This window comes from Williamsia sterculiae, assembly GCF_900156495.1.
GTDB classification, from domain to species: domain Bacteria; phylum Actinomycetota; class Actinomycetes; order Mycobacteriales; family Mycobacteriaceae; genus Williamsia_B; species Williamsia_B sterculiae.
This window is the reverse complement of record NZ_FTNT01000001.1, coordinates 213,034-227,363: the sequence shown is the minus strand read 5'-3', so window position 1 is coordinate 227,363 and position 14,330 is coordinate 213,034. Positions and strand designations below refer to the sequence as shown.

The 14,330-nt window shown below is 69.3% G+C and carries 10 protein-coding genes; 4 read left to right on the top strand and 6 right to left on the bottom strand.

The annotated features are described in order from the left end of the window. Nucleotides 1-308 precede the first annotated feature (308 nt). Together BW971_RS00885 and BW971_RS00880 are read left to right on the top strand one after the other, a co-directional pair. Entirely contained in the window at nucleotides 309-2,066 is a 1,758-nt protein-coding gene (locus BW971_RS00885; protein ID WP_076475677.1) for an Hsp70 family protein, read from the top strand. A 23-nt stretch (nucleotides 2,067-2,089) separates the two neighbouring features. Further along, entirely contained in the window at nucleotides 2,090-4,627 is a 2,538-nt protein-coding gene (locus BW971_RS00880; RefSeq protein ID WP_143690143.1) for a helix-turn-helix transcriptional regulator, read from the top strand. Nucleotides 4,628-4,629: 2 nt separating this feature from the next. Here the strand turns inward: BW971_RS00880 and BW971_RS00875 are convergent, their stop codons facing one another. The 4 genes from BW971_RS00875 to dnaK all read right to left on the bottom strand — a co-directional run bounded on the left by BW971_RS00875 (nucleotide 4,630) and on the right by dnaK (nucleotide 9,009). Then, nucleotides 4,630-5,088 carry a heat shock protein transcriptional repressor HspR gene (locus BW971_RS00875; protein WP_083709144.1) on the bottom strand — a complete coding sequence of 153 codons (459 nt, stop codon included), beginning with the start codon at nucleotides 5,086-5,088 and terminating at the stop codon, nucleotides 4,630-4,632. Beyond that, nucleotides 5,085-6,320 carry a molecular chaperone DnaJ gene (dnaJ, locus tag BW971_RS00870; protein ID WP_076475676.1) on the bottom strand — a complete coding sequence of 412 codons (1,236 nt, stop codon included), beginning with the start codon at nucleotides 6,318-6,320 and terminating at the stop codon, nucleotides 5,085-5,087. The genes BW971_RS00875 and dnaJ overlap by 4 nt, the downstream gene beginning before the upstream one ends. Nucleotides 6,321-6,505: 185 nt before the next feature. Then, nucleotides 6,506-7,162, bottom strand: a complete 657-nt coding sequence (gene grpE, locus BW971_RS00865) for a nucleotide exchange factor GrpE (RefSeq protein ID WP_076475674.1) — start codon at nucleotides 7,160-7,162, stop codon at nucleotides 6,506-6,508. Then, a complete protein-coding gene (gene dnaK / locus BW971_RS00860; RefSeq protein WP_076475673.1) occupies nucleotides 7,159-9,009 on the bottom strand; it encodes a molecular chaperone DnaK in 1,851 nt (616 codons plus the stop codon). The genes grpE and dnaK overlap by 4 nt, the downstream gene beginning before the upstream one ends. Before the next feature lie 582 nt (nucleotides 9,010-9,591). Between dnaK and BW971_RS00855 the strand changes: the two genes are divergently transcribed. Continuing rightward, complete coding sequence (locus tag BW971_RS00855; protein WP_076475671.1) at nucleotides 9,592-10,863, top strand: acyltransferase; 1,272 nt, start codon at nucleotides 9,592-9,594, stop codon at nucleotides 10,861-10,863. Here BW971_RS00855 and BW971_RS00850 read toward each other — a convergent pair. Beyond that, nucleotides 10,844-11,473: a SanA/YdcF family protein gene (locus BW971_RS00850; RefSeq protein ID WP_327200043.1), complete on the bottom strand. Its 630-nt coding sequence runs from the start codon at nucleotides 11,471-11,473 to the stop codon at nucleotides 10,844-10,846. The genes BW971_RS00855 and BW971_RS00850 overlap by 20 nt on opposite strands. 86 nt (nucleotides 11,474-11,559) lie before the next feature. On the opposite strand from BW971_RS00850, the gene BW971_RS00845 reads away from it, so the two are divergent. Continuing rightward, complete coding sequence (locus BW971_RS00845; RefSeq protein WP_076475670.1) at nucleotides 11,560-12,054, top strand: hypothetical protein; 495 nt, start codon at nucleotides 11,560-11,562, stop codon at nucleotides 12,052-12,054. Here BW971_RS00845 and BW971_RS00840 read toward each other — a convergent pair. Beyond that, a complete protein-coding gene (locus tag BW971_RS00840; RefSeq protein WP_083709142.1) occupies nucleotides 12,038-14,170 on the bottom strand; it encodes an Rv1355c family protein in 2,133 nt (710 codons plus the stop codon). The genes BW971_RS00845 and BW971_RS00840 overlap by 17 nt on opposite strands. Nucleotides 14,171-14,330: the final 160 nt, after the last annotated feature.

The following is a 14,330-nucleotide window of genomic DNA, read 5'->3' as shown; positions in this document are numbered from 1 at the left end:
ATCGTCGGGATCGCTCATCAAGTTATGCCGTCACCCGTCCTCCGCCATCGGGTTAAATCCCCCTTCCTCGACCCCCGGGGGCATAGGGGATCCGGGCCCCGGGTCGGGGGGTCACCGGCCGCCGAACAGGGGGCAACGGGCCGGGTCAGGGGGGTTCCACCCCTGTCCGGGCGCTGGGCTAACGCATGGGCGTGGTACCGCGACACAATGGACGAGTGCACCAGGGGCGGCTCTGTGTACAACCCCCACCACAGCGCACGCCGCCGCCGGCGACTACGTCGGGCACGTCATTCATGAGGAGCGACAGCATGGCCACAGGGCTCGGATTCAAGATCGGCAACGCCAACTGCGTCGCCGTCGCCGCCGATGCCACCAGTTGGGACGGCAGCATCAGCCACCCGACCGAGGAGCTGCTCGCGTCCGGTCCGATGGCCCTGATGCCGTCGGCGGTGACCGCCCACGTGGGCGACCCGGTGGCCGTGGTCGACGAGACCGGCCGCGCACACACCGGTGACGACCTCTACACCCACGTCCTCGGTGCCCTGTCCATCGCCGCGGACAGCGCGCTGGATCCCGGGTCCCCGACCCTGGCCGTGGCCTGCCCCGACGAGTGGTCGCCGGCCACCCGCGCCTCGCTGACCCGATCCGTCGAGCGGCTCGCGCCGGGCGACGTGACGTTGGTGCCGGAATCGTTGGCCGTCCTCGCCGCCGTCGCCGCGGGCCGCGGTGAGCGGAACCACGACGGTGGGACCGTGGTGGTCTACGACCTGGGCGCCACCGCCGCGGGCGCGACCGTGGTGCGCACCGGACCGGGCGCCCACATCATCGGACGGCCGTTGCGGTCCTCGACCATCAGCGGGTCCGAGTTCGACCGACTGCTGTTGGCGCACGTGCTGCAGATCACCGGATGTTACGACGGTCTCGACGTCGACGACCCGGCCACCATCGAGGCGTTGACCGTCCTGCGTGCCCGCTGCCGCGCGGCCAAGGAAGCGCTGTCCAACGACACCGACACCGTCGTCGACGTGAGCCTGCCCGGTGTGTCCACCCAGGCGCGTCTGGTCCGCGACGACATCGAGGAGCTGCTGCGCACGCCGATCCTGGAGTCGGTCCAGTTGGTCCGCGACTCCCTGGCCAACGCGGGCGTGGACATCGCCGAGGTGTCATCGGTGATCATCTCGGGTGGCGGTGCGGCCATCCCGCTGGTCACCGAACTCTTCTCGACGATCCTGCGGTTGCCGGTCCTGGTCGACCCCGAACCCGCCACCGCGTCGGCGGCCGGAGCCGCGCTGGTGGCCGTCGACCGCCATGCCGCGCTGGTCGCCGACGAGCCGGAGACGATCGTCGCGACCCGCCCCGACGAACTGTCCGAGCGTCGGCCCATCGCGCCGGCACCGGTGACCCCCACCGAAAGCGCCGCCCCCCGACGCGTGTGGAAGCGCGGCATGACCATCGCGGTGGTCGCGGCAGGCGTGCTGTTGGCCACCGGCACCGGCGTGTCGGTCGGCACCGGACTCATCGGCGGGACATCGTCGACCAACGGCACCGCCCCGACCGCGGGTGCCGACACCACCACCGCAACCACCAAGGCCCCCGGGTCCACGAGGGCGACGGGCGCCGCGGCCGCGTCGACCGCCGCGTCGACGCCTGCGGGTACCGTACGAGCCTCCGACGGCACTCTGGTGCCGGTCAGCTCGGCATCGGCGAACCAGGCCACGGGCGGTGCAGCCGCGGCGGGGTCCGCAGGAAGTGCTGCTGCCGCCACCCGGTCGAGCGGTGGGACGAACAGCGGGTCGAGTGGTTCGACGGGCAGCAGCAGCGGCGGGTCGTCGTCGAGCGGCAGCAGCAACTCCGGCACTTCGTCCGGCGGCAGCAGCAGCGGCGGGTCGTCATCGAGCGGCAGCGGCAACTCCGGCAGCTCGTCCGGCGGCAGCAGCAGCGGTGGCGACAGCAGCTCGGGCAGCAACCCGACCGCCGAGCAGGGGCAGAGCTACGGCGGCACACCGGGCGACGTGCTGCAGGTGCCCGGCAAGGCACTCTGCACCATCAAGATCGCCTGTAACTAGAGCGCGAGACCTAGACTCGGCCGATGAGCAGCCCCACGGCTCCCCCGTCCCATCCGGTCCACCGGGCTGCTCCGGCGACCGCGGGGTCGCCCGCGGCACGGGCAGCGCTGAGCCGGGTTCAGGATGGCTGCACATCCGGGGTTCCGGTGCGGATCTGGATCGGCGGCACCGCGAGCAGCGGGAAGTCGTCGGTCCTGGCGGCGGCCGTCGACATGTTCCGCGGCGCGGGCATCATCGTTCGTGGCTTCTCCGATTCCTCTGACGACCCGCCCGCCGCGGCCGCTCTCGTCGTCGACGACGTGCAGGCGTTGGACCCGGACCGACGACGACGGTTGGCCGACCTCATCCGCAGGCATCCCGGACCGGTGCTGGTGGCCGGCGAGACCCGCGACCATGACGACGCGGAGGTCTTCGACGCGGTCCGCCTCGACGGGACCACGGTGTCGTTGGCCCCCTTGTCCACCGCGCAGATCGTCGAACGCAGCACGGCGATCGCACCGTCGGGTGCCGCCATCACGCCGGCGGTCGCCGCAGTGGTCCGCCGACGCACAGGTGGTCTCGTCGGGACCGTCGACGTGGTATTGGCAGCCCTGATGGGCGCCACGCCGGATGCCGATTCGGCCGAGTTGGTCGCCCGGGTCGCCGCCGGCCATCAGCACCGGATGGCATGCCGCCTCGACGGCACCACGCTGTCGGTGCTGGCGCTCGCCGGCTTGGGCGCCGGTACCGACACCGACTCGCTCTCGCGCGCGCTGCATCTCGATCAGCCCACCGTCGTCGGGGCTCTCGACCGGGCGCGGTCGAGTGGATTCCTGTCCGACGGTGACTCCTTCCTGGCCCCGGCGCTGACCGTGCTCGCCGCGGTGCTCGGTCCGGAACGGTTCACGGCGCTGCGCAAGGCGGCGCTGGACGTGCGACTACGGCACGGGACGTTGACCGAGGCCGAGGCGGTCGGTGCGGCACGCGCGGGGCTCGCCGACCCCCGCCTGGCAGATCTGCTGGTGCGCTACGCCGGCGCCGGTGCACCGGCCACCGCGGTCACCCTGCTCGACGCGGCCCTGACCGCCGGCGCGGATCCGGCGGAGACCCGGGTACTGCTGGCCGAGGCCCTGGGCCTGGCCGGTGAGACCGACCGCGCCGTCGATCTCACCGACGAGTTGCTCGCCGAACCTGCGGTCACGGCTTCACCCGCGTTGCTGGAGAACACCGTGCGGGTGGCCGCCGCCGTCGCCTCCGCGCGCGGTCACCACACCCACGCCGCGGATCTGTACCGCTGGCTGGGCACCGACCGCAGCGCCACCGACAGCGCATCCGCCGTGGTCGCGCTGGTCGCGGTCGGCGACAGGGCGGCGGCCGAAGCGGTCATCAGCCCCCACGACGTCACCGGCGGCGCACCCACCGCGACACCGACGGGTGCGCGTAACCGTGGCCGACTGGTGGCGACCGGACTGCTCGGATCGTTGTCCGGCTCCGCCGCCGCGGCCCTCGGTCCGCTGTTGCGGTCGGCATCCGGAACCGTGACCGCCCGGGCGGGCGCCACCCGCGTCGACGTGGAGTCACCGGTGGTGATGGCGGCGTTGTTGGCCATCCACGCCGGAGACCTCGCCGCCGCCCGTGACCTCCTCGAACGCGCCGACGACCCGGCCCGGCCGGACGCGGTGCGGATCGGGTTGCTGCGGGCGTGGACCGCGATGGCCGCCGGCGATCTGAGCCTGGCCACCGAGATCCTCGACGAGGTGACCACGTCGAGCCGGGCATCGACCGCGCAGGCCGACCGGGTGTTGGCCTTCGCGTTGCGGCTGGGGATGGCACGACGCCGCGGGGACGCCGGTGCACTGGCCGCGGCCTGGCGGCTCGGTCCGCCGCTGCTCGCCGAACTCGACGTGCACCTGTTCGGGCTGTTGCCGCTCGGCGAGATCCGGTTGGCCGCAGACCGTCTCGACGAGGCCGCGCGGGTCGCCCGCCACGTGAACGCGGCGGACCGGCTGTTGGCCGACCTCGGCGACCCGCCCGCGTGGGGCACGTGGTGGCGCTGGTGCGGGCTCCAGGCGGCGATCCTGCGCGCCGACGCCACCGACGTCGACGACCACCTGCGGAGGCTGGCGGCGTGCAGCACAGACGAGTTCGCGGCCGTACTCACCGCGGCGGGACGGATCTGGCGACAGTTGTTGACGTCCGACGGTGGTCCCGGCGTGGACCCGGCCGAGGTCGCCGACGCGGCCCGTGACCTGGAGCGGTTCGGGTTGGGCTGGGATGCGGGTCGACTGGCAGGCGAGGCGGCACTGCGGGCAGGCGACACCGGCACCGCGACCGCGCTGCTGCAGACCGCCCGCACCGTCGCGGGTCCGGGCGGGGGGGATTCCGACGGCGTACTCACCGAGCGGGAGGCGGAGGTCGCACGAGAGTTGCTGCAGGGTCTGACCTACCGGGAGATCGGTGCGCGGCTGTTCATCTCGGCGAAGACGGTGGAGCACCATGTGGCGCGGATCCGACGCCGCGTGGACGCCGGATCCCGCTCCGAACTGCTGTCGACCTTACGCGGACTGGGATACGGGAACTGAGTTCACCGTTGGCGACGGCGTGGTTCCCACACCACGATCGCGTTGGTGCGGGGCACCCGGACCATCTCCCCGGACCGTCGCTTGGACGCGGCCACCTCGGCCTCCAGTTCACGGACCCGCGAGCGGAGCGCGTCGACCTGGTTGGTCAGATCGATGATCCGCTTGATCCCGGCGAGGTTCACCCCCTCGTGTTGGGAGAGTCGTTGCACCTCCCGGAGCAGGTCGACATCTCGCGAGGAGTACCGCCTGCCCCCGCCCGACGCCCGCTGGGGGCTGACCAGTCCGAGGCGGTCGTAGGTGCGCAGCGTCTGGGCGTGCATACCGGCGAGTTGGGCCGCAGCCGAGATCATGAAGGTCTGCAAGTCCGTGCGATCGACCGCGTCGGGTTCGACCGCGTCCGGACGTTCGCCGTCCGAGCGGGACGCATCCGCTCCGAACCCCTCCGGGTCCAGCGCGTTCATCGAGCACCTGCCCAGGACGCACGCGGGTCGAAGCCCGCGGCCTTCTCTGCCGTGGCGTAGGCGGTCAGGGCCTCCGTCGCGGCCTCGTCGAGACCGGACGGCACCGCAACCTTCACCGTGACCAGGAGATCTCCGGTGCCACCCGCACGTTTGGGCACGCCGCGTCCGCGGACTCGCAGGGTGCGGCCGTCGGAGGTCCCGGCGGGCACCTTCACCCCGACCCGTCCCTCGAGAGTGGGCACCGACAGGGTCGCGCCGAGTGCGAGTTCGCTGAAACTCACCGGGACCTCGACCTTGAGGTCGTACCCCTTACGGGTGAACACGGGGTCCGCGGTGACGTGGATGACCACGTAGAGGTCACCCGACGGTGCGCCGCGCAGTCCCGCCTCACCCTGTCCCGCCAACCGGATGCGCTGACCGTCCTCGACCCCGGCAGGCACCCGGACGTTGATCGACCGGGTCCGCACGGTGGCACCGTTGCCGTCGCACACCGGGCACGGTTCGTCGATCTTGGAACCGGTGCCGTGGCAGTCGGGGCAGGGTTCGCTGAACCCGAACGCACCCTGATTCCGGCTGACCACCCCGGCACCGTTGCAGGTCGGGCACACTCGCGGGCTGGTGCCCGGTCGGGCGCCGCTGCCGTGACAATTGGTGCACGGCGCCGCACCGGAGAGCGAGATGGTCTTGGTGGTGCCCAGAGCGGCCTCGCGGAACGGGAGGGTGGTCTCGGTCTCCAGGTCGTTACCGCGGCGCGGACGCGACGCGGACGACCGGGTGGTACCACCGCCGCCGGTCCGGTTGAACAAGCCACCGAAGAGATCACCGAAGTTGCCGGCACTCGCGCCGTCGCCGAAGAGGTCCTCGACGTTGAAGTCCTGAGCTCCACCACCGCCACCGAAGCCGCCGGTGCTGTATCCCCCGCCGCTGTATCCACCGTCGCCGTTGAAGCCACCGGGGAAGCCGGAGCCCGCCCCGCCACGGAAGCGACCGCCCGCGAACATCGCGCGCGTCTCGTCGTATTCCTTCCGCTTCTCCGGGTCGGCGAGCACGCTGTGCGCTTCGGACACCTTCTTGAAACGTTCTTCGGCTGCGGCGTCACCGGGGTTGGCGTCGGGATGCAGTTCCCGCGCGAGTTTGCGGTATGCCTTCTTGATCTCGTCGGCCGAGGCGTCTGGAGCAACGCCCAGCTCACTGTAGAAGTCTGTCTCCAGCCATTCTCGCTGTGGAGCCACCAGGCGTCACCTCCTTGTCTGTCGTCGACCCGTGTATCTGGTCGTGAGTAGCTGTGTGAATGTGTCGTCGACCTCACCGCCGGCCCGGAACTCCGGAACCGCGGGAGTCGGATGAGTCGTGGCGGGATCGTGGTGCCGCTCGGGCGCCGAGGCGTGTCCTCGGCGCCCGAGCGGTTGGTCCACGGTTACTGTCCCGTGGATTCGGACCGCTGTCCGGTCGTCGCCTCGGTCGCCGCGCCCGCGGGAGCGTCGGTGACCGTGACCATCGCGTGCCGCAGGGTGCGGTCGCCGAAGCGATACCCCTGGCGGTACACCGCGTCGATCACCGGGTTGGAGCCGTCGCCCTCGTGCTGGACGGCCTCGTGCAGATCCGGGTCGAAGGGCTCACCCGGTTTGCCGAAGGTCTGCAATCCGTGCGACTGCAGCACCTCGACGAGCTTGTCGGCCACCCCCTTGAGGGGGCTGGTCTCCAGGTCGCCGTGCTGACGGGCCCGGTCGAGGTCGTCGACCACCGGGAGCAGCTCGTTGATGACCACCGACTTCCCGTAGGCGATGGAGCTCTGTTTCTCCTTCTCGGCGCGCCGACGGTAGTTGGCGTAGTCGGCCTGCACACGCTGCAGGTCGCCGGTCAGTTCCTCGCGGACCTTCGCCACCGGATCGTCGTCGGCGGCCGGTGGGTCGGCCGGAGCGTCGGTCGTGGCAGTGTCGGCCGGAGTGGCCCCGGACGCCGGATCGGGTGCCGCAGCGTCGCGCACATCGCCCGTCTCGGGGTCGATGCGACGACGGTCGGTCACCGTCACCGGCTCGTCCGGATGGGAGCCTTCCGGCTTCCCAGCGGTCACTTCTTGTCTCCGGAATCCGGCTCGTCGACGACCTCTGCGTCCACGACGCCGTCGTCGGCGGATGCGGCACCCTCGGGGCCACCCGCGGCCTGTCCCTCGGCGGCCGACTTCTCGTAGATGGCCTGACCCAGGCTCTGCGACTCCGCCGACAGCTTCTCGATGGCGCTCTTGATCGCGGCGAGGTCGGTGCCCTTCAGGGCCTCGTTCGCCTCACCGATCGCGGCCTCCACCTTGGTCTTGGCGTCGGCGGGAACCTTGTCGTCGTTCTCCTTGAGGAACTTCTCGGTCTGGTTGACCAGCGACTCCGCCTGGTTGCGGGTCTCGGCCTCCTCGCGACGCTTCCGGTCCTCCTCGGCGTGTGCCTCGGCGTCCTTGACCATCCGGTCGATCTCTTCCTTGGACAGACCCGAACCCTCCTGGATGCGGATGCTGTTCTCCTTGCCCGTGCCCTTGTCCTTCGCGGTGACGTGCACGATGCCGTTGGCGTCGATGTCGAAGGTCACCTCGATCTGCGGCACACCCTGGGGGGCCGGGGCGATGCCGCCCAGCTCGAAGGATCCGAGCAGCTTGTTGTGCGAGGCGATCTCACGCTCACCCTGGAACACCTGGATCTGCACCGACGGCTGGTTGTCCTCGGCCGTGGTGTAGGTCTCCGACCGCTTGGTCGGGATGGTGGTGTTGCGCTCGATGAGCTTGTGCATGACGCCACCCTTGGTCTCGATGCCGAGACTCAGCGGGGTCACGTCGAGCAGCAGCACGTCCTTGACGTCACCGCTGAGCACACCCGCCTGCAGGGCGGCACCCACGGCGACGACCTCGTCCGGGTTCACGCCCTTGTTGGGGTCCTTGCCGTCGGTCAGCTTCTTGACCAGCTCGGTGACGGCGGGCATGCGGGTGGATCCACCCACCAGCACCACCTGATCGATGTCACTGACCTTGATCCCGGCGTCCTTGATGACGGCCTCGAACGGCTTGCGGGTCCGGTCGAGCAGATCGGAGGTGATCTTCTCGAATTCGCTGCGGCTCAACTGCTCGTCGAGGAACAGCGGGTTCTTCTCGGCGTCGACGGTGATGTAGGGCAGGTTGATCGAGGTCGACTGCGAGCTCGACAGCTCGATCTTCGCCTTCTCCGCGGCCTCGCGGAGACGCTGCATCGCCATCTTGTCCTTGGTCAGGTCGATGCCGTTCTGCGCCTTGAACTTGTCGACCAGCCAGTCGACGATGCGCTGATCCCAGTCGTCGCCACCCAGTTCGTTGTCACCCGAGGTGGCACGCACCTCCACCACACCGTCGCCGATGTCGAGCAGCGAGACGTCGAAGGTTCCGCCACCGAGGTCGAAGACCAGGATGGTCTGCTCCTTCTCACCCTTGTCCAGGCCGTAGGCCAGCGCCGCGGCGGTGGGCTCGTTGACGATCCGCAGCACGTTCAGGCCGGCGATCTGGCCCGCTTCCTTGGTCGCCTGACGCTGCGCGTCGTTGAAGTACGCGGGCACGGTGATGACGGCGTCCTTCACGTCGTCACCGAGATAGCTCTCGGCGTCGCGCTTGAGCTTCATCAGCGTGCGGGCGCTGATCTCCTGCGGGGTGTATTTCTTGTCGTCGATCGCGGTGTTCCAGTCGCCGTCGCCCATGTGGCGCTTCACCGAGCGGATGGTGCGGTCGACGTTGGTGACGGCCTGGTTCTTCGCGGGTTGTCCGACCAGGACCTCCCCGTTGCGGGCGAACGCGACCACCGACGGGGTGGTACGCGAGCCCTCGGCGTTGGCGATGACGACGGGTTCGCCACCTTCGAGCGCCGACACCACCGAATTGGTGGTACCGAGGTCGATTCCAACAGCACGAGCCATATCTGTTTGCCTCCTGTTATGTGCCGCCGACCGGCGGGTGCCGGGGGGCGGGGTTCTGCTCACAAGTCGTGTGTCGTGCGAGTCCGGTTCGCGGTTCCGCGCTGTGCGGAGTCGCCATGGTGCATCGGGACCTCATCGAACCGGGACTTCAGCGTGGACCACTCAACTATTACCGGAACCACTCACCCCGAGTCAAGAGATTCCTGAGTGATCCACACTCAAGTCTTGATCTGAACAACCCCCGGCACCGCATCGATGTTCCCGATCCGACCACACAATTGAGCGATGACCACTCAAGACCGCGATGACCTGCACCGTCACCGGTCACCTCGACAAGCGGCCCGGACGGACCCGAGGGTGTGAGTTCCGCCACCACCCGATCGGGGTGATCCGATTCACGGCGAACACACAGGAACGGGCCAGCAGGCATTCAACCGGCGGCGGCAGGCTGACAAGCACGCACGACCGGTCCCCGACGACGGGATGCGGGATGGCGAACCGGACACTTCGCGTTGCTACCGTGTCCGAGGCTGTATGCGACCCAGACGACGACCAGAGACAGGGACGGACCCCAGAGAGCCGATGACCACCACAGTCGAAGCCCCCGCGAGGACGACCCCGGCAGCAGCGAGCGCGCGCGGACGGCTGTATCAGGCGGACTTCATCCGCGGAACCACCTTCGCGCTGGTGATCTTCTCGCACGTTCTCTCGTCCACCACCGACGAGAACCTGAACGTCACATCCAATGCGCTGGGCATGTGGGGCCACGTCAGCCGCAACGCCTTCTTCTTTCTCACCGGGTTCGTCCTGATGTACGCGAACATGGACAAGAAAGACTTCCACGCGCTGACGTTCTGGCCGCGCAGGCTGAAACTGGTGGTCATCCCCTACGTCATCTGGTCGTTCGTGTACTGGGCCTACCGCTTCTACACGGAGGGTCGGTTCCTGCAGATCCCGACCAGCCTCACCGACTTCTGGAACGACCTGAAGTGGGGCGTGGCCGCGCCGCACCTCTACTTCATCTTCGTGATGATGCAGGTGTACGTCCTCTTTCCCGCGCTCCTGTGGCTGGTGCGTCGCACCCGCCGCCACCACGTCGCTCTCGTCGCGACCAGCTTCGTGCTGCAGGTGGCGCTCGTCGCGGCGTTCACCCACTACACGCCGGGCGGTTGGCTGGGCCAGTACTGGTGGCGCAACTACGCAACCTTTCTCCCCTACCAGTTCTTCATCGTGCTGGGTGCGGTGATCGCGATGAACCGCGACCGGATCGACCGCGTGTTGCGCGGTCGCGGACGGTGGGTGGCCACCGCCATCGTCGTCACGGGCGCGTTGGCCTACACCGCCTTCATCCTGCGCACCCAGCACGGGATCACACCGCTGGCCGCGAGCGACTCGATGCACCCCAGCCTGCTGCCGTACCTGGTCTGTGCGATCGTCGGGCTGTATGCGCTGGCGGTGTTCTGGGCCCGCCACCGCGACACCACCCCACGGATCGCGGCGGTGATCCGCTACACCGCGGATCGGTCGTTCTCGATCTTCCTGGTACACGTGCTGGTCCTGCAGGTGCTCCTGCATGCGACCGGGGGCTCGGAGGGGGCCGGCTCGCCGCTGGTCCGAACCCTGCACGCACCCTGGGCCACCGCCGTCATCTACCTGATGACGATCGCGGGCACCCTGCTGACCGTCGAGGTGCTGCGCCGACTCCCCGGCTCTCGCTATATCACCGGCAAGGAACGCCTCCCGCTGCCTCGCGTGACCCCGCCCTCGATCCCGCGACTGCGCCGTCCACGTCGTCGTGACGCGCAGTCGAGCGCACTCGGTGACGAGGCCGCTCTCACCACGACAGGGCGCTGACCAGCGCTCGCGGCCGGGCGAGCAGCAGTTCACGCAGATGGTTGCGCAGCACCGTCCAGGTCGCACAGGCACAGTCCGCGACCACACCGGATGCGTCGATACCCGCGGTCCGGCACAGCGCCACCGCGCGGCCGACGTGGAAGTCCTGGGTCACGACCACCGCTCGTCGGACGCCATACACGTCGTGGGCGCGGCGGCAGCTCGCCGCGGTGTCCAGACCCAGGCCGTCGTCGACGATGCGGTCGCCGGGGATCCCGCGCGCCAGCAATGCCGTCCGCATCACCGCGACCTCGTCGCCGACGGGAGAACCGCCGTTGCCGCTGTCGAGAAGGGTGCGCACCCGGCCGGTCCGGTAGAGCTCGGCGGCGGTGTCCAGACGCCCGCGCAGATAGGACAGCGGCTCGCCGTCGGTGACCTTGGAGCCGAGCACGATGGCCGTCGGAACCACCGGCGCGGACGACACCGGGTGCACCCGTCCCGACGACGCCGCGAACACCCAGGTCCCCGCAACCGTCACCACCACCTCGACCACCAGGTAGGTGATGAGCATCAGCACACCCGCCGCGCGCCGGATGCGACGGTGATCCGCGCCTGCGGAGACGGTGGGCACACCGGCACATTAGTCGCGCGGGCATTCACGGCGCCCTCCCAGCCGTCTCACAGTCCGGACCAGGGTGGCCGCCACATCCTTGAACCATGACCACCGCATTCACCACCAGGGCATTCACCACCACCAGCACCACCGCCCCGGACCGCGGCGTCGCACCGGCCCTGCTCGACGCCGACCCCGACGACACCGGTTGGCGTCAGGTGGTGGCCGCGCTGGCCGCCACCGGAGCCCTCGGCGCCGCGCTGTGGGTTTTCGTGCTGCAGTTGTCGCACCACGCGCTCGGTCTCACCGCCGCCGCGGCGCACGGTCACCAAGTGGTCGCCGTGGTGACCGCGGCCGGGCTGTTGGCACTGACCCTGTTCGCGGCGACCAACAGGGACCGAGCGGCGGGTGCCACCGCCGCGCTGTTGGCCGCGCTGGTCGGCCTCGACGCCGCCGTCGCGTTGTGGCAGGCCGGTCTGTCGTCCTCCGCCCCGACCGTCACCACCTGCCTGTTCGGGCCGGCCTTGGTCGCGCTGATCTGGACGTCGTCGGCGATGCGCAGCGCGGCACGGCACCGGGCGGTCAGCGCGCGCGGGTGATCCGGGCCGGATCCCGCGGCAGCACGGGCGCCACGACGTCGGTACGGAACAGCCGCAGTACCGCGGCGATTCGGTGGCCCGCCGGCACGCCCACCGTCGCCGACAGCTCGTCGATGGTGGTCAACAGTTCGGCGACGCGATGTCCGGGGGTCAGTCCGGGATCGTCGCCGGGGCGCAGATGCAGCAGCGGCGGATCCGCGGACGCGACCGCCAAACCGAGTGACTCTGCGGTCAACCACACGGATTCGGCGGACGAGCCGAGGCGCAGGTGATCCTCCCGGGTCTGCGTGGGACCGCTGAACACCGCGATCGCGGAACTCGAGGCGACCTGGGCGGCGACCAGTGCACCGAGGGTGTCACCGCCGTCCCACTCCTCCACGAACGCCATCACCTCCGGTCTGCGCAGGACCTGCAGCACCGGCAGCTGATGCGGTGGCATACCGAGCGCTCCCACCGGGATACCCGCGAGCGGATCGGCGTCACCCGGCCAACGCACCTCGGCGAACATCTCCTGGTGCAGCGCGGGGATCAGCAGCCGTAGCCGTGCCGCAACCGACAGCAGCTCCGCGACGCGCGCGATGGTCTGGCGGTCGGTCACCAACGTCATCGCCCGGCTCGCGTCGGCGTCCACCAACGCCGTCGCGTCGTCGGACCCGAGTCCGCTGCCGTCACCGAGACCCGGGTGCGATGTGCTCGTCACCAGCGCGGGCATCAACTTCGCCTCGTCGGTGGGGCCGGTGTCGCCTCCCGAGAGCTGCAGTCGCACCCCTACCGCGTCACCCGCGTCCACCGGTGCGCTCACCGTGGCCAGACCGCGGGCCGCGGCGGCCACCCGCATGCCGAACGCCGCCGCACCCACCGCCACGGCCGATCCGAGACCGTGGGGGTCCGATGCGGTGGGCGTCGCACTCTGGGTCACCGTCACCACGTCGTCGTCCACGTCGATCCGCCACGGCTGACCGTTGCCCTGCGACGGCGCCCGACTCGCGGCCCACGCCACCAGGTCCTCGTTGTCGAGGGTGGCCACCATGTCCGCAGCCGATTCGGCCGCCGCCACCGTCACGTCGGCTACGGCGATCGGGGTGAGCAACGTGTCGAGGTGATCCTCGAGGTTGATCCGTGTCCGGCCGGAAGGCAGGTCCCGCCCCAGACCGAATCGACGCACAGCCGTGGCCACGGACGCGCCGGCCAAGGCCACGTCCGACCCCAGCTGAGGCCAGGTGTTCAGTCGGGTGCCCACGTCGATCAGCGACGCGGCCATACGCGTCGTCAACAAACCGGCCTCGGTCACCGCCATGGCCAGCGGGACCTTCTCCGCCGCGGTCAGACCGCGCAGTGATTCCGCATCCAGATCGCCGAGCAGGCCGTGGAAAGGCAGCCGATCGGGTTCGAGATCGAATCGCTCGACATCCAGCACACCACCGTCGGAGGTCTCCATGATCACCGGAAGACGTAAGCGTCGTGCGTGATCGCGAACAAGGATTTTCGCGTCGAAAGAATCGCATTCCTCGACCACGAGATCGAGTCCCTCGAGAAATCCTTCCACCGATTGCTCGGTGACTCCGTCGGTGAAAACGTGAATACGGATGTAAGGATCCAGTTCGGCAATCCGTCGCGCGGCCACAACGGCTTTGTTGACCCCCAGATCGAACATGGTTGCCGGCACCCGGTTGAGATTCACCAATTCCATCTCGTCGAAGTCCGCCAGATGCAAAGTTCCCACCAGTCCTTCGAGTGCGATCGTGTAGGCGACCGCATTGCCGACGCTGAGTCCCACCACCCCCACCCGTAAGCGCCAGAAGCGCTCCAATTCGCTCAGCGTCAACTTGTTGAGGTTGCGGGCGAGGCGCAACCTGCGAAAACCTTGTGGACCCACGATGCGAACCACGCTGGATCGCCAGGGGTAGTACACCCAGCGCGCCGACTCGTCCAGTAGGTGGTCGCCAGGGGCGGGCAACAAACCCGTCAGCGCCTCATGCTGACCGGGGTAGAGGTCGACAACGGTGATCGAGGGATCGCTCCGTAGCTCGTCCAGAGCTGTCACTTCGTCGTCGACAGTCGGATCAAAAATGGTGATCTCAAATTCTCTTCGAAATCGGGAATCACGTGACGTCATAGCGGCTGCCCCTTTGTGGAGTGGCCCGACCCGTACCAGGTCGGCACGACAACCACGCTTTCACTCGCCGACTTAGACTGCAACAATTGCATGCGGCCAGAGGATGGAATTCCCTGTGGTCACACCCGTACCAAACCTCGATGTTTACTTTGTTGAACAT

Bases quoted from the DNA above. Each gene is read 5' to 3' on its own strand.
- BW971_RS00885 (WP_076475677.1), top strand. From the start codon at position 309: ATGGCCACAGGGCTCGGATTCAAGATCGGCAACGCCAACTGCGTCGCC.
- dnaK (WP_076475673.1), bottom strand. From the start codon at position 9,009: ATGGCTCGTGCTGTTGGAATCGACCTCGGTACCACCAATTCGGTGGTG.
- BW971_RS00880 (WP_143690143.1), top strand. From the start codon at position 2,090: ATGAGCAGCCCCACGGCTCCCCCGTCCCATCCGGTCCACCGGGCTGCT.
- BW971_RS00875 (WP_083709144.1), bottom strand. From the start codon at position 5,088: ATGAACGCGCTGGACCCGGAGGGGTTCGGAGCGGATGCGTCCCGCTCG.
- BW971_RS00845 (WP_076475670.1), top strand. From the start codon at position 11,560: ATGACCACCGCATTCACCACCAGGGCATTCACCACCACCAGCACCACC.
- BW971_RS00840 (WP_083709142.1), bottom strand. From the start codon at position 14,170: ATGACGTCACGTGATTCCCGATTTCGAAGAGAATTTGAGATCACCATT.
- BW971_RS00855 (WP_076475671.1), top strand. From the start codon at position 9,592: ATGACCACCACAGTCGAAGCCCCCGCGAGGACGACCCCGGCAGCAGCG.